The 20397-nt window shown below is 62.8% G+C and carries 19 protein-coding genes; 12 read left to right on the top strand and 7 right to left on the bottom strand.

The window, feature by feature from the left end:
• Positions 1–51: 51 nt before the first annotated feature.
• Positions 52–2130, top strand: coding sequence for a hypothetical protein (locus FJ938_RS06170; RefSeq protein ID WP_140692107.1), 2079 nt, complete (start codon positions 52–54; stop codon positions 2128–2130).
• Between the two features lie 169 nt (positions 2131–2299).
• On the opposite strand, the gene clpS is transcribed toward FJ938_RS06170, so the two are convergent.
• The 4 genes from clpS to FJ938_RS06150 form a co-directional block, all read right to left on the bottom strand.
• Positions 2300–2605, bottom strand: coding sequence for an ATP-dependent Clp protease adapter ClpS (clpS, locus tag FJ938_RS06165; RefSeq protein WP_010911143.1), 306 nt, complete (start codon positions 2603–2605; stop codon positions 2300–2302).
• A gap of 140 nt (positions 2606–2745) precedes the next feature.
• Positions 2746–3060, bottom strand: coding sequence for a hypothetical protein (locus FJ938_RS06160; RefSeq protein ID WP_140610747.1), 315 nt, complete (start codon positions 3058–3060; stop codon positions 2746–2748).
• 163 nt (positions 3061–3223) lie between these two features.
• The gene (locus FJ938_RS06155; RefSeq protein ID WP_140610748.1) at positions 3224–3496 is read right to left on the bottom strand and encodes a hypothetical protein; all 273 of its coding nucleotides are present in this window, start codon (positions 3494–3496) and stop codon (positions 3224–3226) included.
• A gap of 38 nt (positions 3497–3534) precedes the next feature.
• On the bottom strand, positions 3535–3834 hold the full coding sequence (locus tag FJ938_RS06150) for a hypothetical protein (protein WP_140610749.1): 300 nt from the start codon (positions 3832–3834) through the stop codon (positions 3535–3537).
• A gap of 279 nt (positions 3835–4113) precedes the next feature.
• On the opposite strand from FJ938_RS06150, the gene FJ938_RS06145 reads away from it, so the two are divergent.
• Together FJ938_RS06145 and FJ938_RS06140 are read left to right on the top strand one after the other, a co-directional pair.
• On the top strand, positions 4114–4830 hold the full coding sequence (locus FJ938_RS06145) for a response regulator transcription factor (protein ID WP_140692105.1): 717 nt from the start codon (positions 4114–4116) through the stop codon (positions 4828–4830).
• Positions 4827–6236 carry an ATP-binding protein gene (locus FJ938_RS06140; protein ID WP_140692103.1) on the top strand — a complete coding sequence of 470 codons (1410 nt, stop codon included), beginning with the start codon at positions 4827–4829 and terminating at the stop codon, positions 6234–6236. Before FJ938_RS06145 ends, FJ938_RS06140 begins: the two co-directional genes overlap by 4 nt.
• A gap of 65 nt (positions 6237–6301) precedes the next feature.
• On the opposite strand, the gene choV is transcribed toward FJ938_RS06140, so the two are convergent.
• From choV to FJ938_RS06125, 3 genes are all read right to left on the bottom strand, one after another.
• Positions 6302–7483, bottom strand: a complete 1182-nt coding sequence (gene choV, locus FJ938_RS06135; RefSeq protein ID WP_140692101.1) for a choline ABC transporter ATP-binding protein — start codon at positions 7481–7483, stop codon at positions 6302–6304.
• Positions 7480–8334, bottom strand: coding sequence for a choline ABC transporter permease subunit (gene choW / locus FJ938_RS06130; RefSeq protein ID WP_140692099.1), 855 nt, complete (start codon positions 8332–8334; stop codon positions 7480–7482). Before choW ends, choV begins: the two co-directional genes overlap by 4 nt.
• Positions 8335–8469: 135 nt before the next feature.
• Positions 8470–9405, bottom strand: coding sequence for a choline ABC transporter substrate-binding protein (locus FJ938_RS06125; protein WP_140610754.1), 936 nt, complete (start codon positions 9403–9405; stop codon positions 8470–8472).
• A gap of 262 nt (positions 9406–9667) precedes the next feature.
• Between FJ938_RS06125 and FJ938_RS06120 the strand changes: the two genes are divergently transcribed.
• From FJ938_RS06120 to FJ938_RS06080, 9 genes are all read left to right on the top strand, one after another.
• Positions 9668–10279 (top strand): thymidine kinase, encoded by a 612-nt coding sequence (locus tag FJ938_RS06120; protein ID WP_140692097.1) that lies wholly within the window; start codon positions 9668–9670, stop codon positions 10277–10279.
• 99 nt (positions 10280–10378) lie between these two features.
• On the top strand, positions 10379–10762 hold the full coding sequence (locus FJ938_RS06115; RefSeq protein ID WP_140692094.1) for a cytochrome c family protein: 384 nt from the start codon (positions 10379–10381) through the stop codon (positions 10760–10762).
• A gap of 276 nt (positions 10763–11038) precedes the next feature.
• The gene (locus FJ938_RS06110; RefSeq protein WP_140692092.1) at positions 11039–12127 is read left to right on the top strand and encodes a hypothetical protein; all 1089 of its coding nucleotides are present in this window, start codon (positions 11039–11041) and stop codon (positions 12125–12127) included.
• Between the two features lie 39 nt (positions 12128–12166).
• On the top strand, positions 12167–13312 hold the full coding sequence (locus FJ938_RS06105; protein ID WP_140692090.1) for a hypothetical protein: 1146 nt from the start codon (positions 12167–12169) through the stop codon (positions 13310–13312).
• A gap of 24 nt (positions 13313–13336) precedes the next feature.
• The gene (locus FJ938_RS06100; RefSeq protein ID WP_140610758.1) at positions 13337–15247 is read left to right on the top strand and encodes an ATP-binding protein; all 1911 of its coding nucleotides are present in this window, start codon (positions 13337–13339) and stop codon (positions 15245–15247) included.
• Between the two features lie 124 nt (positions 15248–15371).
• Positions 15372–15788: a DUF559 domain-containing protein gene (locus FJ938_RS06095; RefSeq protein WP_140610759.1), complete on the top strand. Its 417-nt coding sequence runs from the start codon at positions 15372–15374 to the stop codon at positions 15786–15788.
• 109 nt (positions 15789–15897) lie between these two features.
• Positions 15898–17199, top strand: coding sequence for a DUF6638 family protein (locus tag FJ938_RS06090; RefSeq protein ID WP_140692088.1), 1302 nt, complete (start codon positions 15898–15900; stop codon positions 17197–17199).
• Positions 17200–17213: 14 nt separating this feature from the next.
• Positions 17214–18332, top strand: a complete 1119-nt coding sequence (locus FJ938_RS06085) for a DUF2333 family protein (RefSeq protein ID WP_140610761.1) — start codon at positions 17214–17216, stop codon at positions 18330–18332.
• Positions 18333–18645: 313 nt separating this feature from the next.
• On the top strand, positions 18646–20325 hold the full coding sequence (locus FJ938_RS06080; RefSeq protein WP_140692086.1) for a formate--tetrahydrofolate ligase: 1680 nt from the start codon (positions 18646–18648) through the stop codon (positions 20323–20325).
• The last annotated feature ends 72 nt before the right edge of the window (positions 20326–20397 follow it).

Below are 20397 nucleotides of genomic sequence, written 5' to 3'. Positions count from 1 at the left end.
TGTTACGCTCCCCACGCGGATCGGCCCCTCCCCACAAGGGGAGGATAAGGCATGAACTGGTCGATCTCCTTCGAACCGCTGATCTCCTGGCCGCTTTGGGCCCTGGTGCTTGTGCCGCTGGCGCTGCTTGCGCTTGTCGGCCTGTGGTTTCGCCAGCGCGGCGCGGTCCTTCGCTTCGTCGCCCTGCTGGCGCTCGCCGCCGCCCTCTTCAATCCGGTATTCCTCAATGAGGAGCGTGATCCGCTGAAGAGCGTGGTTGCCCTCATCGTCGACCGCAGCCAGAGCCAGGATATTGGCGACCGCACCAAGCAGACCGATGAGGCGCTCGCCGGGCTGCAACAGCGTCTTGGCCGCTTCAAGCAGTTCGACGTCCGCGTCGTCGAGGCCGGCAAGTCCGACGCCGCCGAGGAGCGCACTGAAACCCGGCTGTTCAGCGCGCTGGAAGGCGCCTTCCGCGACGTGCCGCCCTCGCGCGTCGGCGGCGCCATCATGATCACCGATGGCGAGGTGCATGATGCGCCTCCGGGCGCTGCCGACTTCAACGCCCCGCTGCATGCGCTGATCACCGGCAACGAGCACGAAAAGGACCGCCGCATCCGCTTCGAGAACGCGCCGCGCTTCGGCCTCGTCGGCAAGCCGCTCGACATGACCTACCGCGTCATCTCGACGGAGAACGAGAGCGGCCCTGTCGATGTGCACGTTTCCGTCAATGGCGAACAGGTTGCGGTCGAGCACGCCACCGTCGGCCAGGCGATGCCGCTGCAGGTGACCATTCCGGGCGCCGGCCGCAACATCATCGAACTCGCCATCGACCGCGAACCGGGCGAATTGACCGATACCAACAACCGCGCCATCGCGCTGGTCGACGGTATCCGCGAGAATTTGCGCGTGCTGCTCGTCTCCGGCGAGCCGCATGCCGGCGAGCGCACCTGGCGCAACCTGTTGAAATCCGACGCCTCGGTCGATCTCGTCCATTTCACCATTCTGCGGCCCCCCGAGAAGCAGGATGGCACGCCGATCAACGAATTGTCGCTGATCGCCTTCCCGACCCGCGAGCTGTTCGTCGAGAAGATCAAGGATTTCGACCTCATCATCTTCGACCGCTACCAGCACCGCGACGTGCTGCCGATCCTCTATTACGACTACATCTCGGAATATGTCGAAAAGGGCGGCGCGCTGCTGATCGCCGCCGGCCCCGAATATGCCGGAGAAAGTTCGATCGCGCGTACGCCGCTGATGTCGGCCCTGCCCGCCATGCCGACCGGCGAAGTGGTCGAGAAGGCCTTCTATCCACGCTTGACCGATCTCGGCCAGCGTCACCCGGTGACGCGCGGCCTCGACGGTTCGGCCACAGAACCGCCGCACTGGAGCCGCTGGTTCCGCACCATCGGGGTGCAGAACCCGCAAGGCGAAGTGGTGATGAAGGGGGCCGACAACCGGCCGCTGCTCCTGCTCGACCGCAAGGGCGAAGGCCGTGTCGGCATGCTCCTGTCCGATCAGGGCTGGCTGTGGGCGCGCGGCTTCGAGGGCGGCGGTCCGCATGTCCAGCTCTACCGGCGCATCGCCCACTGGCTGATGAAGGAGCCTGAACTCGAGGAAGAGCGGTTGACCGCCGAGGGACGCGGCATGGTGCTGGAGATCCGCCGCCAGACGATGGCCGACCAACCCGGCCCGGCACAGATCATCACCCCCTCCGGCAAGACTTTGACGGTCAAGCTCGATAAGTCCGAGCCCGGCGTCTTCCTCGGCAGCGTCCAGACCAGTGAGATCGGCCTCTTCCAGGTCGCCAATGGCGATCTCACCGCGCTGGCCCATGTCGGACCGGTCAACGCGCCGGAATTCGCCGATGTCGTCTCCACCGAGGACCGGCTGAAGGCGCCTGCGGAAGCCACCGGCGGCAGCGTGCGCCGGCTGACCCCGTCCGCCGCCACTGGCAGCGAGGTGAGCCTGCCTTCCATCGTGCCGGTGCGCTCGGCCGGCGCTGCCTCCGGCAACGACTGGATCGGCCTGCGCACCACCGACGACAGCGTCCTGAAGGCCGTCTCGCGCGTGCCGCTGTTCGGCGGCTTCCTCGGCCTCGGCCTGTTGCTTCTGGCAATGGGCTCGATGTGGTATCGCGAGGGAAAATAGCGGCGGCGCCCTTTTCCATCTCCCCGTTTGCGGGAGATGATGCCCGAAAAGGCGGACGAAGGGCAGCCTACGCTGGGACGACCGGCCCTGCCCTCCGCTATGGCTCCGGGCGTTCGTCGCTTTAATCGACAAATCGTTGTCGATTAATCGCCCGGCGGGCGACCACTCCTCACTCCTCCGGCTCCGTCGTGAACAGCAGCGGGTAGCCCTTGGCCTTGCCGGCGTCGGTGGCCCGCGTCGCCTTGGTTTCGGCGACATCCTTGGTAAAGACCGCGACGACGCAGACGCCGCGCCGGTGCGCGGTGATCATGATCCGGTGCGCCTGGTCTTCGCTGAGCTTGAACTCGCCCTTCAGCACCGTCACCACGAATTCGCGCGGGGTGAAATCGTCATTGATCAGGATGACCTTGTAGAGCTTCGGCCGCTCGGTCTGCGGCTTGACCTTGGTTCGCGGTTTTGTGGTGATTTCTGGCATCGGAACCGGCAGTTTCCCGATCGGGCTTCGCCTCGCATTTTGCCACGCGCGGCAGCGATCGTCCATTTTGGATTGGCATGCAGACCGTCGGCGGGCCGGCCCGGTCATTCACGTTCATGTGGGAAATTGTCGGTCGCGGTTCAACGGCCCTGACGGCCGAAGATGCGGCGATTTGCGTCGGCATCCGCCCGGTGTTCCATCCATGCCGCGATCGGCCACGCGACGACGCAGATCAGCGTCACGCTGGTGAGCAGGATCAGCAGCCAGGTCTGTGCCGGCGTGATGTAGTCCCACTTGCTGGAAATGGCTGGCGCAAACAGCGAAGGCTCTGTGCGCCCGCTCGCCGGATCCGGCACCGGGCTGGCGGTGAGCAGGATCAGCACCCTGGCAATGCCGGTGGCAACCAGGCCGCCGAACACTATCGAACGCAAAATGGACGAAAGCCGCTTCTTCATGCGGGCAGTCCTACAGGGCCGGCGTTGCAAACGGGTTAAGGCAGGTCGAAGCGCGTGACCGGAAGCCACCGGTGCTCAGTTTCCGATCAAGCGCATGGCAGAAGGCCGCCCCAGCCGGTTTGCGGCTGGGGCGGCCTTGATGGAGAGGTGTCCTGGGACCTGATTAGGCCTTCTTCGGAGCAGCCTTCTTCGGAGCAGCCTTCTTGGCGGATTTCTTGACCGGGCACTTATGCTTCTTGGTCACCTTGCAGGCCTTCGCGGCCTTCTTCATCGGAGCAGCCTTCGCGGCCGGAGCGGTGGCGGCAGGCGCAGTGGTGGTCGTGGTGGCAGCCGGAGCAGTGGTCGTGGTCGTGGTGGCGGCGGCGTTGCCGAGAGCCGGCATCGAGAAGGCGAGAGCAACGGCGAGGCCGAGGGCGGACAGGAGGGACTTTTTCATGGCTACGTTTCCTTTTTCTTGCGGGTCGAGTTTGAGCGTCACTGAACTGGGTCGTTCGGTGTCACTCCAAGCAGCTTCAAAGCGTTGGCGAGCATCCGGATGCCCTGCGCCTGTTTCTTGGCGGCGCAGTACCGGTTGCCCTTTCTCTGAAGTGCCTTTGCCGCGGTGACCTGCGTTGCCGTGGCATGGGTTTCGAGTGCTTCATCAAATTGGTGGCTGAGATTGGCGCACCGTTCAGTCCGGGTGAGCGGCGCCTTTGCATCGGATTGTCCAACAGCGGTGGTGACCAGGCCAAGACCCAGCAACGCACCCAACAGACTGATCGACAACCTTGGCATCGGTTTATCCGCGAACCCGGAGACTATCGTCGCAGCCAATGACCTGACCGCCACGGCACCGTTATGCCGCCCTACCTTTTCAGGAGTTTTTCCGGATTGTAGAATTTTGTTTCTGGATTGTTTCTGGCTCGCCGGCGGAAAGCCGCCAAATGCTCTCTATGCGGGAAAGTGGTATTCCTTCCACCTGAAATGCAAGGCACTGGCCAACATATGGCCCGAATTCTATCGTGTGGCTCAGCCACCAAGAATCGCTTTGCCGGCAACCGAGACGGGGCACCTGTGAAATCCGACGCACACATACTGATCGTCGACGACGACAAGGGCATCCGCGACCTGCTGCAGGAGTTTTTCCAGAAGCGGGGCTTGCACACTTCGGTTGCCGCCGATGGCAACGAAATGGAAACCATCCTGCGCCGTGCGCAGGTGGACCTCATCGTGCTCGACGTCATGTTGCCCGGCAAGAGCGGGCTGGAACTGTGCCGCGAACTGCGCGCCCAGTATTCGACGCCGATCATCATGCTGACGGCCGTCACCGAGACGACCGACCGGGTTGTCGGGCTAGAGATGGGCGCCGACGACTATGTGCCCAAACCCTTCGACCCGCGCGAGCTGCTGGCGCGCATCCGCGCCGTGCTGCGGCGCAATGGCGCCGCCGAGCCGAAGCGCGCCACCCTCAAGCAGATCTACCGCTTCGCCGGCTGGACGATGGACTGTTCGCGGCGCCGGCTGACCGCGCCCGACGATGTCAGGGTCGAGCTGACCATGGCCGAGTTCAACCTGCTGCAGACTTTCGTCAGGAGCGCGCAGCGCGTGCTGACCCGCGACCAGCTCATCGAGCTCTCCGGCGGCGATAGCGACTATTCCTTCGACCGCAGCGTCGACATCTTGGTCAGCCGGTTGCGGCGCAAGATGGAAGATGATCCCAAGACGCCCAAACTGATCCTCACCGTGCGCAGCGGCGGCTACCAGTTCCTGCCCGAGACGACCTCCGAATGAGACGTTTCCTGCCGCAGACCTTGCCTGTCTGGGTGCTGCTGATCGTCATTGCCGGCCTTTTGATCAGCCAGGTGGCGACGCTCTATATCGTGGCGCACGACCGCGCCGCCGCCAACGACGTGGTCGATCTCTACCGCCTCAACGACCGCGCCTATTCGCTGGTGCAGCTGATGAGCGGCGCCACGCCCGAGGAGCGCAAGGCGACCGCCGCGGGCCTGTTCAACTCGACCTATGCGCTCACCGTGTCGGACACCCCCGCCGTCACCTCCTCGATCGCCGGCGACGACGAACTGGCCGAGCTGGAAGACATCCTCGTCGGCCGGTTGTCGAAGTTCGGCGTCACCGACGCGCGCGTGCGGCGCGACCCGGCGACGCGCGAGGCAGACGACGCCGGCGGCATGGTGTCGGGCCCCGATATCGGTCAGGTGGAACGCGACCTGCTGGTCCTGGCCGCCGACTTTGCCCAGAGCGACAAGCTGACTGCCTCGCTGCGCTTCGCGGACGGCCAGTGGCTGAACTTCACCGAGCCGATCACGCCCGTCGGCCCGATCCTGAGCGTCGACAGCCTGCCGCTCTACTCGCTGATCGCCGGCCTGGTGGTGATCATGTCGATCTGGTCGCTGCGCCGGCTGACGGCGCCCTACCGGATGATGGAAACCGCCGTGAACCGGATCGGCAAGGACCTGAAGAGCCCGCCGATCGCCGAGTCGGGCAGCCGGGAGGTCCAAGCAGCCGCCAGGGCAATCAACGCCATGCAGGCCAGGCTGCGCGAATATGTCGAGGATCGCGAACATCTTGCCGCCGCACTCGCGCATGACCTGCGCACGCCGATGACGCGCATGCGGCTGCGCCTGGAACTGTTGCGCAAATCGGCGGTTCGCGAGGCGCTGGCGCATGATCTCGCCGATGTCGAGAGCATCGCCAGTTCCGTGATCGACTTCGCCACCTTCGAGGTGACCGAGGAGAAGAACGAACGCATCGACTTCTGGTCGCTGGTTGAATCGATCGCCGACGCCTATCCGGATGTCTCCTTCGACAATGACGATACCCGCTCGCGCGGTCTGATTTGCATGGCGCGGCCGGTGGCGCTCAGGCGCTGCGTCACCAATCTGGTGCAGAACGCCGTCACCTACGGCAAGAAGGCACATCTGAGCCTCCATCGCTCGGACGGCACGATCACGCTCGCCATTCGCGACGAAGGGCCTGGCATACCGCAGGCCCAGATCGATGCCGTGTTCGGCTCCTTCGTCCGGCTGGAACAGTCCCGCAACCGCCAGACCGGCGGTCTTGGTCTCGGCCTCACCATCGCGCGCAACATCGCGCGCGCCGCCGGCGGCGAGATCCGCCTGTCCAATCATCCGGATGGTGGACTGCTGACGGAGTTGCGCCTGCCGCTGGCGACCTGAATTAAGCTATCTTCCGGCGACCAATTCCAGACGGAAAGCCGTTTCACACTTTTCCTGGAATTGCTCTATCGCCGCAGCACCGCGCTCAGCACGTCGCGGATGCCGATCGCGCCGACAAAACGCGACTGGTCGTCGAACAGCGCCACCGGTGCCGTCTGCGAACGGTGCATGGCCAGCATCACTGTCTTCAGCGACGTGCCGGGATTGGCCCAGAACACCTGGGCGCTCTCCTCCGGCTGTCTCTCGACATCGGCGCAGGACACCCACACCGCCGGCTTGCCGTCGCGTTCGGCCGCCGCCACCAGCCCATGCTCGTCGATCTTGAAGCGCGTCGTCTTGCGCCGGTCGAGCCACACCCAGCCGTCCGTGCCGTGTTCGAGGTCGCGGCGGTCGCGCATCACGTTCCAGGCGGTCAGCACCGATAGCGGGTTCACATTGGCGATGAAATCGCGGACATAGTCGTTGGCGGGCCTGAGCACGATGTCCTCCGGCGCGCCGGTCTGGACGATGCGGCCGCCCTCCATGATGGTGATATGGCTGCCGATCTTCAGCGCCTCCTCGAGGTCGTGGCTGACGAAGATGATGGTTTTCTTCAATTCCGCCTGCAGCTGCAGCAATTCGTCCTGCAGCTTGGTGCGGATCAGCGGGTCGAGCGCCGAGAACGGCTCGTCCATCAACAGGATCGGCGCCTCGGTGGCGAAGGCGCGCGCCAGCCCCACGCGCTGCTGCATGCCGCCCGACAGCTCATGGGCGTATTTCTTCGACCACTGGTCGAGATTGACCAGCTTGAGCTGCCTGTGCACACGTTCCTTGCGTTCGGCGTCCGGCACGCCGGCGAGTTCGAGACCGAGGCCGACATTTTCCTCCACCGTGCGCCAAGGCAGCAGCCCGAACTGCTGAAACACCATGGCCACCTGTTTCTGCCGCAGCCGCCGCAAGGTCGGCTCGTCGCAGGTGACGACATCGACCGTGCGGTCGCCGTCCTTGACCAGGACCTGTCCACGCGAGACGACATTCAGGCGGTTGACGGCCCGCAGCAATGTCGACTTGCCCGAACCGGACAGACCCATGAGCACGGAAATCTCGCCCTCGTGCACGGTCAGGCTGGCGCCGGCACAGCCGAGCACATTGCCGGTCTTCTCGAGGATCTCGGCGCGCGTCGCGCCCTTGTCGATCATCGCCAGCGAGCCCGCCTGGTCGGCGCCGAAGACGATGTCGACGTTCCTGAAATCAACGGCGACGGTCATTTCTTGCCTCCAACGCCAATGCGGGTCATCCGGTCGAGCACGATGGCGAGAACGACGATGGCCAGGCCTGCCTCAAGCCCGAGATCAATGCGGCGTGAGCCGAGCGCGCGGTTGATCTCGGTGCCGAGGCCGCCGGCGCCGATCAGGGCGGCGAACACCACCATCGACAGCGACAGCATGATCGACTGGGTCAGCCCCGCCATGATGGTGGGCAGGGCCGAGGGCAATTCCACCTTCCACAGGAGCTGGTGCTTGGTGGCGCCGAACGCCTCGCCTGCCTCGATGATCGACTTTGGCACGGAAACGACGCCGAGATGAGTAAGCCGGACAGCGGTCGGGATGACGAAGATGATGGTGACGATGAGGCCGGGCGCGTTGCCGAGACCGAACAGGGTGAGCACCGGGATCAGGTAGACGAAGGTCGGCAGCGTCTGCATCAGGTCGAGCACCGGCAGCATGACGCGATAGACCTTCGGCTTGTGCGCCGCCCAGATGCCGAGCGGCACGCCGATCGCCATCGCCATCGCGGCGGCGGCGACGACCAGCACCAGCGTCTGCACCGTCTGCTTCCAGAGGTTCTGGTTGATGATGAAGATCAGGCCGAGGAAGACGGCAACGGCGAGCGGCCGCGAACGCTGCAGCAGCCAGGCAATGACGGCGATGACGAGCGCCAGCAGCACCGGCGGGACCATCAGCAAAAGGTTGACCAGCCCGTCGAGGATGAAATTGAGCCCGTTGGAGAAAGCTCTGAAGACGGTGTCGAAATTGTCGGTGAGGAAACCGAAAAACGACTTTCCCCAGGCGCCGATCGGGATCTTGTGATCGACCATGAATTTGGAAATCGGATCCATCTCACCCCTCTTCCGCCGGAGCTCTGTCTTTGGCTCCGTACTGTCGCGACGTCATCTTGTCACAGCATATGAAAAAGGGCAGCCTTTTCCAGATGGCTGCCCTTTTCTTTCGGTCATGCCGAAATCAAAGCCGGCTCAACCTCCAAGCGCGGTCTTGACCGCCGCCGCCGCATCGCCGCCGTCGAAGGTGGTGACGCCGGCAATCCATGGCTTGACCGCGTCCGGATTTTTCTTCAGCCAGTCGGTCGCGACCGTCTGGGCGTCGCCGCCCTTCAGGATGGCGTCCATCATCTGGCCTTCCATGTCGAGGTTGAACTTCAGGTTGGCGATGAACTTGCCGGCATTCGGGCACTCGGTTGTGTAGCCCTTGCGCACATTGGTATAGACGGTGGCCGCGCCGAAGCCGCTGTCGCCCATGCCGTCCAGATAGGTGATCTTCATGGCGCCCATCACCGGATGCGGCGTCCAGCCGAGGAAAGCGATCCACTCATTGTTCTTCATCGACTGCTCGGCCTGCGTCAGCATGCCGGCCTCCGAGGACTCGACCAGCTCGAACCCCGCGAGGTTGTCTTTCGGATTCTTGATCATATCGAGGATGATGCGGTTGCCGTCATTGCCGGCTTCGATGCCGTAGATCTTGCCGTCGAACTTGTCCTTGAACTTGCCGAGGTCGGTCAGCGACTTGACGCCGGCATCCGCGACATAGGTCGGCACGACGATGCCATAACCGGCGCCGGTCAGGTTCGTGCTGATGGTCTCGACCGAACCGTCGGCGGTGTAATCCTTGATGTCGTTGGTCATCGACGGCATCCAGTTGCCGAGGAAGACGTCGAGGTCCTTGTTCTTGAGCGACGCCATCGTCACCGGCACCGACAGCTGGATGACCTTCGGCTCATAGCCGAGCGCGGTAAGCAGCACCGAGGCGAGGCCGGTGGTGGCCTGGATGTCGGTCCAGCCGACATCGGAGAGACGAACAGTCTTGCAACTCGCCGGATCGCCGGCAAAGGCGGCACTCGTGGACAGGAAAGCCGCCAGGCCGAGGCCGGCGACGAAAGAATTCATACGCGACATGTACTTTCTCCCATTGCGATTCTTTGGCGAGGCAAAGTTACGGTTTTTCTGCCCGCCTTGTTTCGTCAGCCAAACACCATTCTCGTGCGGTTTCAAGCATCAAGGCAATCACGATCAACGGCGCGGGCTGGCCAATCAGCGACACGGCCGACGCTATGCCGACCCGGCCTGACCTTGTCGGCGCCGGCCCGTGACGGCTTTTTCAGGGGAATGCGGCGGCAGGCCCTCCCCGCACCGCGGCAAGTCGGCTTAAAAGAGCGGCATGGCCAAGCTCTATTTCCACTACGCGACGATGAATGCCGGCAAGACGACCATGCTCTTGCAGGCATCGTACAATTATCGCGAGCGCGGCATGACGACCATGCTGTTCGTCGCCGGCCACTATAGCAAGGGCGACAGTGGCCTGATCTCGTCGCGCATCGGGTTGGAGACCGAGGCCGAGATGTTCCGTGACGGCGACGATCTGTTCGCCCGCGTCGCCGAACATCACGGGCGCAGCGCCGTCCATTGCGTCTTCGTCGACGAGGCGCAGTTTCTCGAGGAGGAGCAGGTCTGGCAGCTCGCCCGCATCGCCGACCGGCTCGACATCCCAGTCATGTGCTACGGCCTGCGCACCGATTTCCAAGGCAAGCTGTTTCCCGGCTCGCGCGCCTTGCTGGCGATCGCCGACGAGCTGCGCGAGGTCCGCACCATCTGCCGCTGCGGCCGCAAGGCGACGATGGTCGTGCGCCTCGGCCCGGACGGCAAGGTTGCCCGCCAGGGCGAACAGGTGGCGATCGGCAAGGACGTCTATGTCTCGCTCTGCCGCCGCCACTGGGAAGAGGAAATGGGCCGCGCCGCGCCCGACGATTTTATCGGCTTCACCAGGGCCTGACCTGGCGCGCGGACCACGCATCGCCCCCGATCTGCCGATGCAGCGTTTGTTAAGGCCTCCGTCCTACAAGGCCGTCAGCCAGAGCTCCCCGGGTCAGCCATGCTTCGAGCCGTTTTGTCAGCCAGCACCCTTCTGCTTGTCACCTCGCTTGCCGCTCATGCTGGCGGTGACCCGGTGCTGGGCAAGCACGTCTTCAACCGGTGCGTTGCCTGCCATGAAGCGGCTACCGACCGCGACAAGGTCGGCCCGCATCTGATGGGTGTCGTCGGCCGCACGGCCGGAACCGCCGAAAGCTTCCTCGGCCACTATTCGGAGGCCATGAAAAGCGCTGGCGCCGCCGGTCTTGTCTGGGATGAGGCGAATCTTGCCGAATACCTCAAGGCGCCCAGGCTGAAGGTGCCCGGCAACAGGATGGCTGGCCTCAGCAGCGATGACGACATCGCCAACGTCATTGCCTATCTGAAGGCCGACCCAAAACCCTGAGCCGGCTGCAACTGGTCAGTTATTTGTCGAATTCGGAGGGCATCCGCCTCGGCGGAGACTGATTGCTTTGCCGGCATGAAAGTTCAAAATCAGCTGAACTACGACTGGCTGGCCAGTTGATCACGCTATGACCACGGCTCCATTGGTTTTCAAGGGCGCGGCCGGATATTTTGTTTTCGCTCCGCCCTTGTCGTCGCGCCTTTCAATCCCCGGATGCCCCACTTATATTCGCCGCTGTTCGCGACCAGCGACCTGATGCCGAAGTGGGAGGCCCTTATGGCGACATTGCAGGATTTCGACGCCGAAATTGCCAAGACCAAGCAGGTCGTCCAGGACATGCGGGCCAGGATCGAGCAGTCCGGCACCATGCTCGACACGCTCGCCACATCGGACAAGAAGATCGGCGACGCCAATTTCGACATCGAGAACGCCCGCATCGAGGACGTGCTGAAACAGCAGAAGGTGATGGAAGGCAACATCGCCGACCTGATCATCGGGCTCGAGGACGCGACCAATGTCTTCGGCGCCGAATTCGAGAGCATGAAGAACTATACCGGCTGGGAGAACTTCGTCGGCGTCTTTTCGGCGCAGCGCAAGCAGCGCATGCGCACCGACCGCGTCCGCAACATGTCGCTGGCCGGCAATCTGCAGGAATTGCTGGCCAAGTCCGACACCATCGTCGGCATCCTCAAGGCGCAGAAAGAGATTCTCGACCAACGCTACAAGACCTCCGAGGCCAGCCTGTCGCAAGTGATCGAGCGCCGCAAGACCACCATGACGAATCTCGAAGCCGTGCAGAAACGCATCGAGGAGCTCAACCCGATGCTGCTCGACATCGAGAACAAGATCGCAGCCTCGACCAGCCAGAAGGATCGCACCCAGCTCGAAGGCGAGCGGTCGAAACTGGCCACCGAATACAATGAGAAGCAGGCCAAGGAGCAGGAACTGCTGGCTGAGAGCCAGACGCTGGAGCGCTACACCTCGATGTTCCAGACCTTCGTCGATTCGCTCAACAACCAGATCGCCGCGCAGTCGACGCTGATCAACAAGCTGACCATCGATACCGAGCAGCGCATCGTGCTCTACAAGGCGCTGGAGGATTCGCTGAAGACCGCAGCCCAGCAGGACGTTGCCCACAAGATCAACACGCTGGGCAGCCAGGTCGACAACACGGCCGAGGAAACCATGGCCGGCATTGGCGCCGCCTCGCAGAAGCACATCGGCGATCTGCTTGAGATGCACGAGAAGAACATGGTCGCCACCGCCGACATCCAGCGCCGCAAGAAGCTCGCGGACGACGCCTTTGCCCGCCGCTTCGACGAGGTGCTGAAGAAGCACAATTCGGCCAATTACGTGCAGTCATAATTGCCGCGCGCACCGGTGCGACAATCCAGGGCCGATAGCATGACCTCCGAAAACGACGCGGCGGCGCGGTATTTCTCGGCGATCACGGCAGCGCTCAGCGGCCTTGAAGTGTTCATGCGCGACGACCGTTCGCCGCTCTACCGGCACGGCATCGTCGCCAGGGTCGTCGCCGAATATATCGCCCGGCTCGACAAGTCCTTCTCCTGCTGGCGCAACCGGCTGGGCTTCATGGACACGTTTCGCATTTCGCGCGCCGAAAGCGGCTTCCCGGTGTTCCAGAACCTGCTCGAACTGGAAAACGACCGCCGCCAGGCCGACGCGCGGCTCGCCAACATCCCACTGGCCAGCGAACTGCGCGAGGAGATGGCGGACTTCATCCTGCGCCACAAGGAATTCCCCGAGGCGCTGCAGCGGTCGATGGCTGAGCGGCTCTACCTCGAGGACGTCAAGAGCGAGCAAACCTTCGGCCCGTTCATGCTGGCGCAAACCGCGAATGTTTCGGTCAACCCGAAGACAGCGCGGCCCTATTATCTCGTCCATTGGGCGACCTTCGACGGCAGCGCCAACCTGCCGCTGGTCTACATGGCGACGGTGGAGGACTCATCCGAGAACATGATCCACCAGCTCGTCGACAGGAACGGCAAGCTCAACGACAAGGTCGACATCCCGCTGCCCGTCGACGGCCTGCTCAATCCCGAGCTTGCCCACCGTTTCGACGATTTCACCGAGAAGAACTCCGCCTACACGCTGTCGCCGGCCACCATCGCGGTCAACCTCGACAAGGATTTCCCCGAGCTGCATCCCAAGCAGCTGCGCCGCGTGGTGCTCGGTCCCTTTTATTCGGCCGGCATCACCGAGAACAATTCTGTCGTCGCCGAAGTGCTGGCCAAGGTTCGCAAGCCCGACAATGCCTGGCTGCTGACCTGGACCATCCAGGAAGTCTATTCGAAGAGCGAAAAGCCCGGCCGCAGGGGCCTTTGGTCGAGCGAGCCGTCGTCCCAGGAATTCTTCATCAACACCGACGATTTGGAAGCCGCGCGCCAGGGCGTGTCGAGCTACGAGAACCATGCCTTGATCCCGCACGAGGCCTACCAGGCGCTCTACGCCGCCGGCGAGGCGCAGAAGATCTTTGGCGGCTACAAGGTCCACATCCTGTCCAACGGACAGGTGATCTCGGACGTCTGACCGCCACACCACGGAGCATCCTTCATGGACACCGGCCTGACCACCATCCCGGAAGCGGCGATCGAGAAGCACCGCGCCACCGCGCAAAGCTTCATCACCCGCATCGTCGTGCTGGAGGATCCCTCGCGCGAATCCGGCACGGCATTGGCCGGCACCAACCGCCGCTTCGTCTCGACGGTGTCGGTCGGCTCGGTGCGCCGCACACGCGAGGTCGAGCTGTCGAAGACCGTCGGCGCCGTCCATCCCGACGACCAGTTGCTCACCATCCTGCAACACACGCTGTTGTTTCGCGCCCGGCGTGGCACGGCGATCGCGCTGGCGATATCGGATGTTTTTGCCGAGGGCTCGGATCTCGAAAGCCTGCAGGCGAAAAATGCCCGCGCGCCCCTCGAAGGCAACGATGCCGCCATCTTCAAGAAGCTGCTGTCGGCCTCGGCCTACATTTCGGCCTTCAGCCTCGCCTCCTACCTGTTCCAGCTGATCGACAGCGACGGCGAGGCGCCGAATGACATCCCCGAGCCGGATTTTCTCTTCGACACACCCCAGGATGCGGTGAAGTCGATCATAGCCGGCCTGGACAAGGCGATAGCAGGCTCGTCCGACGATGCCGACCTGATGACTCGCGCCCGTGCCTTCGCCCGTGTCGCCATAGACGGGCTGCTTGCGCGCAAGGGCCGCTTCGACGGCATTGGTCCATTCGAGAACGCCCATATCCGCATCGACGTCGACGATTTCACCCTCGACGGTTTCGATGTTGCGCCTGGCAAGCGCTCCAAGCCGCTGGTGATGACCTTCAAGAAGCCCGAAGAGGTTGTCGGCAACCACATCGCCAAATACCAGTCGGTCAAGCTGGCCAAGATGCTGATGGCCTATGATTTCGAGCGCGAACTCAATCCTTTCGTCGAGCTTGGCGGCTTCCTCTTCACCTTCATCGGCGACGGTGCGCCCGGCACCGGCAAGACGACGCTGATCCAGATGATCGCCGGCCTTGTCAACGGCTACTGCCAGGTCGCAGGCTACCCCTTCGCCTATGAGAATTTCGGTGTCGACCAGATCTCGTCCTATCAAGGCAAGTCGGGCCAGAACTGCCGCCAGTTCATCAACAATGTGCTCAATCCGCGCGTCATCGGCTTCGGCACTATCGACGACATCGACCAGGTGGCGGCGCGCCGCTCCGACGACCGCGCCTCGGCCGGCCAGCAGGAAATCACCGGCGTCCTGATGGACGCCTTCGGAGGAGCGTCCACGGTCGTGCGTGGCAACTGCTCGTTCGGCATGTTTTCCAACTATCCTGAAAATGTCGACGACGCGCTGCGCCAGCGCGCCGGCGCCCGCTGGCTGGTCGACGGACCGCAGACGCGCGACGACTACATCGACATTTTTGTCCTTCTCGCCGGCAAGAACCACAAGATTCCGCTGGGCGACCACAAACTCTACGCAGCACAGGAAATCCAGCGCGCCGTCGCGGAAGCCTATGAGCAGCACGAGAAGCCGCGGGAGGACGGGCTGATGCGGGTCTATGAACGCTACATGAAGGAGAACGGCGCGCCCAGGACCATGGCCGATATCGGCACCTATCTGCGCCTGATCAAGGATGCCGAGCCACGCTTCACCGGCCGCGCCATCAAGAACATCACCGACGCCATCAAGATGCGCGCCATGGACATCGAACTTCCCGACGACTGGTTCGAGAAGCCCGAAGCCTTCATGCACAAGAGCTACGACGACAAGAAGGCGATGATCGAGGACCTGCGCGGGCCGTTTTCGATGGACATGGTGATGCAGGAGATCAACCGCTACGCGGACAGCGAGTTCCGCTATTCCGACAAGTCCGACGATGCCGCGGTGGAAAAACTGCTGCGCGACACCCGCCTGCGCGAACGCGCGGCCCGCGAGATGGAGGAGATGAAGAAGAAGGGGCTTTGGAATGCGTGAGCTTCCTTCTCCCGTGAACCATCGATGGACAGGCTGCAATCACAACGTCGAAGGACGAGAGGCCGACGTTGACGCCCCCTCTCCCCGTCCTTCACGGGGAGAGGGTAAGGGTGAGGGGCGGCGCATGCGTGGACCGAAAATCGCGACAACAAAACGGGCAAGACGTCTGCGCCAGTCGGACAACGATGCCGAAGGCGCACTTTGGACGGAATTGCGCGACCGCAGGCTAAACGGCCATAAATTCGTGCGGCAGTTTCCGATAGGAACCTTCTTTGCTGACTTCGCATGTAGAGAATGCCAGCTGATTGTGGAGGTCGATGGAAGCCAGCATGCGGGCAACAAATACGATCAGGCGAGGGATCGCTTCATCGTCTCAAATGGCTGGTCTATCCTACGTTTTTGGAACATCGATGTTTTGAAAGATCGGGAAGCCGTGCTCGAAACGCTATTGGCTGCTATTGAGCAGCGCTTGGAGCGCAATATCGACACGCACGACCTTCGATTTATTGCCGCCGAGGGCTATGGGGAGACATGTCTTTGACCGTCTGCGCTGCCCCTCACCCTTACCCTCTCCCCGTGAAGGACGGGGAGAGGGAGGCGTCAGCGTTGGCGCTTCGCCTTATCAGGCAAAGCCCCTCGGACCCTTCAACATGATCAGCAAAAAACCTGACCTCCTCCGCGACAATGAGCTGATCTACGGCCGGCTGCTTACAGTCGACGAGCCGCATCTCATCCAGCGCTACAACAAGGCGCTTGCCGCCTTCGGCCTCGAGCCCACCAGGCTGGAGAGCTTCCAGATCGACCGCACCGGCTTCTCGCCGGAAGTGGCCGAGGAGTGCGGCGACTATGACTATCTCGACCCCAACGAGGTCAATCCCCGCTTCATCATCCTGACGCCCTCGCAGATCGACCTGCCGGTGGTGCACACCGCCTTCTCCAACACCTCGCAGCTGATGTTCGAGTTCATGACCAGGAACCAGCGCGCCATCGACGCGCTGACCATCAAGGACGTCATCTACGGCGAGATCGAGGACTCCGTTCCCAAGGTCAACGATATCGAGGATCTGCTGTCGATCAACCAGGTCGAGTTCAAGGTGCTGTCGGCCGAGAATGTGCTGGGCAAGGCCGCCGAACTCGGCAAGCTCGTCGACCGGCTGAAACAGGAACCCGACGCCTGGCGCGACAATGCGATGCTGACCCGCATGGTGGACCTGGCCAAGGTCTGCGGCGACATCCGCGAGAACGCGCTGGTGCCCGACCAGGTGATCTTCCGCCATAGCGCCTACTGGACCAGCCATTTCGGCGGACTCTATGTCTTCGTCGATCCCGACATGACGACCGTGATCAGCGACCCGGCCGCCCCCGGCTTTCGCCGCTCGCGGCCATGGCAGGTGAGCTATCTCTCGATCAACGATGCCGACAAGGTGTTCAAGTTCCTGGCCGCCACCGGCCGCGTCGAGCTGCCCCGCGCTTCCTGGATCGAGGCGTCCGGCTATCTCGAACACCGCGCCGAGATGGTGGTGCGCACGCTGATCCGTGACGCCGAGCCGAACCGCAACCTTACCGATGTCGACAAGATCTGGCTGCAGACCTGGATCCAGAGCCATGCCGACCTGATCACCAGGGACGGCAATTTCCCCTTCCTCAACGCCGCCAAGCGCGAGATCGCCCAGCTCGGCCATCTCAAGATCGAGGACGTCCTGCCGCGGCAGCGTTTCCTGGTAATCCGCGCCAAGCCTGACCATCCCGACGCCTGGCTGACCAACAGGCTGATTTCGGATTTCGTGCCGGCGGACTTCGTCTCGCGCTACATCTTCAACAAGGACCGATTCTACAAGGACTATGACGGCTTCAGCGACGCCTGGCGATCGCATGTTGTCGACGTTCTGAAAACCACATATTTGAAGGACAAAGTGGCGTTTCGCACGCGCCTCTACGGCCTGACTGACTGAGGGGTGACACAGCCATGCTCGATCCGATCGTGAACTTTTTCACCCGGATTTTCCAATGGATCGGCCGCGGCATCGGCCTCGTCATCGGAGTCATCCTGTGGCCGTTCATGTGGGCCGGGCGCTGGTACACGCAGCGCGGCTGGATCCTCAAGGCCTTGGTCGCCCTCGCGCTGCTGGTGCTTGTCGGCCTCTACGCCAACTTCTTCTACGCCACCCAATGGTGGCGCAATTTCAACCCGAACTATCCCGACACCTACAGCTTCGAGAAACGCAATGTTTCCGCCGGCGAACAGGTTGCCGCCGGCGCCGGCACCGACACGGCAAAGACCTGCGGCAACTCCGGCATCGCTCAGATTGCCGCCGACCTGATCGACTTCAACGTCAATCAGAACGCCTGGGTCTCGTCGATGGTCCTCTACAAACTCGGCCTGTTCGGCATCGACTGGGACGACACGCCATGGATGGACAACAAGGCTTCGTTCCAGCGCGGCATCAATCAGGCGGTGCGGCGCACAGCCACCGAGCTTGCCGACAACCTCGGCCGTGTGCGTACCACCTCGCAGATCGACACCAATCTCCAGGATGCCCGCGGCCAGCTGCAGTATGACGAGTCCATCTGGTATATCAGCCGCAACGGCATGACCGCTACCACGCCTAGCATGTATCGGCGCGCGATGGGCAATCTGCGCTCTTTCAACGCCCGCCTCGCCACCTGCCAGGCGACTTTCGATGCCCGCGCGGATAATCTGAAGCAATATATCGATCGCATCGCCAGCGACATCGGCTCGACCTCGGCCATCCTCAAGGAGCGCGCCGAAAACCACAACAATGGCTGGTTCGACTTCCGTGCCGACGACCGCTACTGGTTCGCCTATGGCCAGCTCTATGCCTATTATGGCCTGATGAAGGGCGCCCAGGCCGATTTCGAGGGCGTCATCAAGGAAAAGCACCTGCAGAGCCTGTGGGACACGATGGACGCGCAGTTCGTCTCGGCGCTGCGCATCCAGCCTTTCATCATCGCCAACGGCCGGGAGGATGGCTGGCTGCTGCCGACACATCTGACGACCATGGGCTTCTACGTGCTTCGGGTGCGTTCCAACATGGTTGAAATCAGCAACGTGCTGACGCAGTAACGCTGTTCGGCTACAACCTCCGGTAATGGCGAATTTGCGCCGTCGCTTCTGTCGCATTCCGTGCATTGTGCGGCTGTTTTGAGACGGCGGAGACGCCCCTGCTCTGGCTTCTATACGGCGCGGCAAGCGGAGCCAGAAAGAACCGAGGAGAGGTCGGCCGGCCGCGGATGAATTTTCTTCATAGGAAACATAGTTGCATGAAAGTTGACGCCACGGCTGCGACAGGGTTAGATGCCCGCGCGTCCGGTTCCAGCCTTCTTGCGAGCGACATCAACCCCGTCCCCTCCACCGTCCAATCCAGAGGAAAGCCGTCATGGCCGAAGTGAAGTCCGACATCGAGATCGCGCGTGGCGCTAAGAAAAAGCAGATCCAGGAGATAGGCCAGAAGATCGGCATCCCGACCGAACATCTGCTGCCCTACGGCCACGACAAGGCCAAGATATCAGCCGAATTCATCAAGTCGGTGAAGGGCAACAAGGACGGCAAGCTGATCCTGGTCACCGCCATCAACCCGACCCCGGCCGGCGAAGGCAAGACGACCACCACCGTCGGCCTTGGTGACGGCCTGAACCGCATCGGCAAGAAGGCCATCATCTGCATCCGCGAGGCCTCGCTCGGCCCGAATTTCGGCGTCAAGGGCGGTGCCGCCGGCGGCGGCTACGCGCAGGTCGTGCCGATGGAGGACATGAACCTCCACTTCACCGGCGACTTCCACGCCATCACCACCGCGCACAATCTTCTGTCGGCGCTGATCGACAACCACATCTACTGGGGCAACGAGCTCGGCATCGACACGCGCCGCGTCGTATGGCGCCGCGTCATGGACATGAACGACCGGGCGCTGCGCGAGATCATCTGCTCGCTCGGCGGCGTCGCCAACGGTTTCCCGCGCGAAGCCGGTTTCGACATCACCGTCGCCTCGGAAGTCATGGCCATCCTGTGCCTTGCCACCGACCTGAAGGATCTGGAAAAGCGCCTCGGCGACATCATCGTCGCCTACCGCCGCGACAAGTCGCCGGTCTATGCCCGCGACCTCAAGGCCGACGGCGCCATGGCCGTCCTGCTCAAGGACGCCATGCAGCCCAACCTGGTGCAGACGCTGGAAAATAACCCCGCCTTCGTCCATGGCGGCCCGTTCGCCAACATCGCGCATGGCTGCAACTCGGTCGTCGCCACCACGACGGCGCTGAAGCTCGCCGACTATGTCGTCACCGAAGCAGGCTTCGGCGCCGACCTTGGTGCTGAAAAATTCTTCGACATCAAGTGCCGCAAGGCGGGCCTCAAGCCGGCAGCTGCCGTCATCGTCGCCACCGTGCGCGCCATGAAGATGAATGGTGGCGTCAAGAAGGAAGACCTTGGTAAGGAAAACATCGAGGCGGTGAAGAAGGGCTGCGCCAACCTTGGCCGCCACATCGAGAATATCAGGCAGTTCGGCGTGCCGGCGGTGGTTGCCATCAACCACTTCTATTCCGACACCGACGCCGAAATTCAGGCGATGAAGGACTATGTCGCCTCGATGGGCGAAGAGGCGATCCTGTGCAAGCACTGGGCCAACGGCTCGGCCGGCATCGAGGACCTCGCCAATAAGGTGGTGGCACTGGCCGAATCCGGCGCCTCGCAGTTCGCGCCGCTCTATCCCGACGCCATGCCGCTGTTCGAGAAGATCAACACCATCGTCCAGCGCATCTATCGCGGCTCCGAAGCGATCGCCGACAAGTCGGTGCGCGACCAGTTGCATGCCTGGGAACAGGCTGGCTACGGCAACCTCCCGGTCTGCATGGCCAAGACCCAGTATTCATTCTCGACCGACCCGAACCTGCGCGGCGCGCCGACCGGCCACACCGTGCCGGTGCGCGAGGTCAGGCTTTCGGCGGGTGCCGGCTTCGTCGTCATCATCTGCGGCGAGGTCATGACCATGCCGGGCCTGCCCAAGGCGCCGTCCTCGGAAAAGATCTTCCTTAACGAGGCTGGCCAGATCGAAGGCCTGTTCTAGAGCATCGGGCGATTAACATGCAACGTAGCCTGCCTGTTTGAGATAGTTCCAGCATTCGGTTGGATCGAACAT

It is taken from the genome of Mesorhizobium sp. B2-4-14, from assembly GCF_006442155.1.
In the GTDB taxonomy this organism is placed as follows: Bacteria; Pseudomonadota; Alphaproteobacteria; order Rhizobiales; family Rhizobiaceae; genus Mesorhizobium.
The sequence above is the reverse complement of the archived record's forward strand: the minus strand, read 5'-3'. Positions and strand labels throughout refer to the sequence as shown.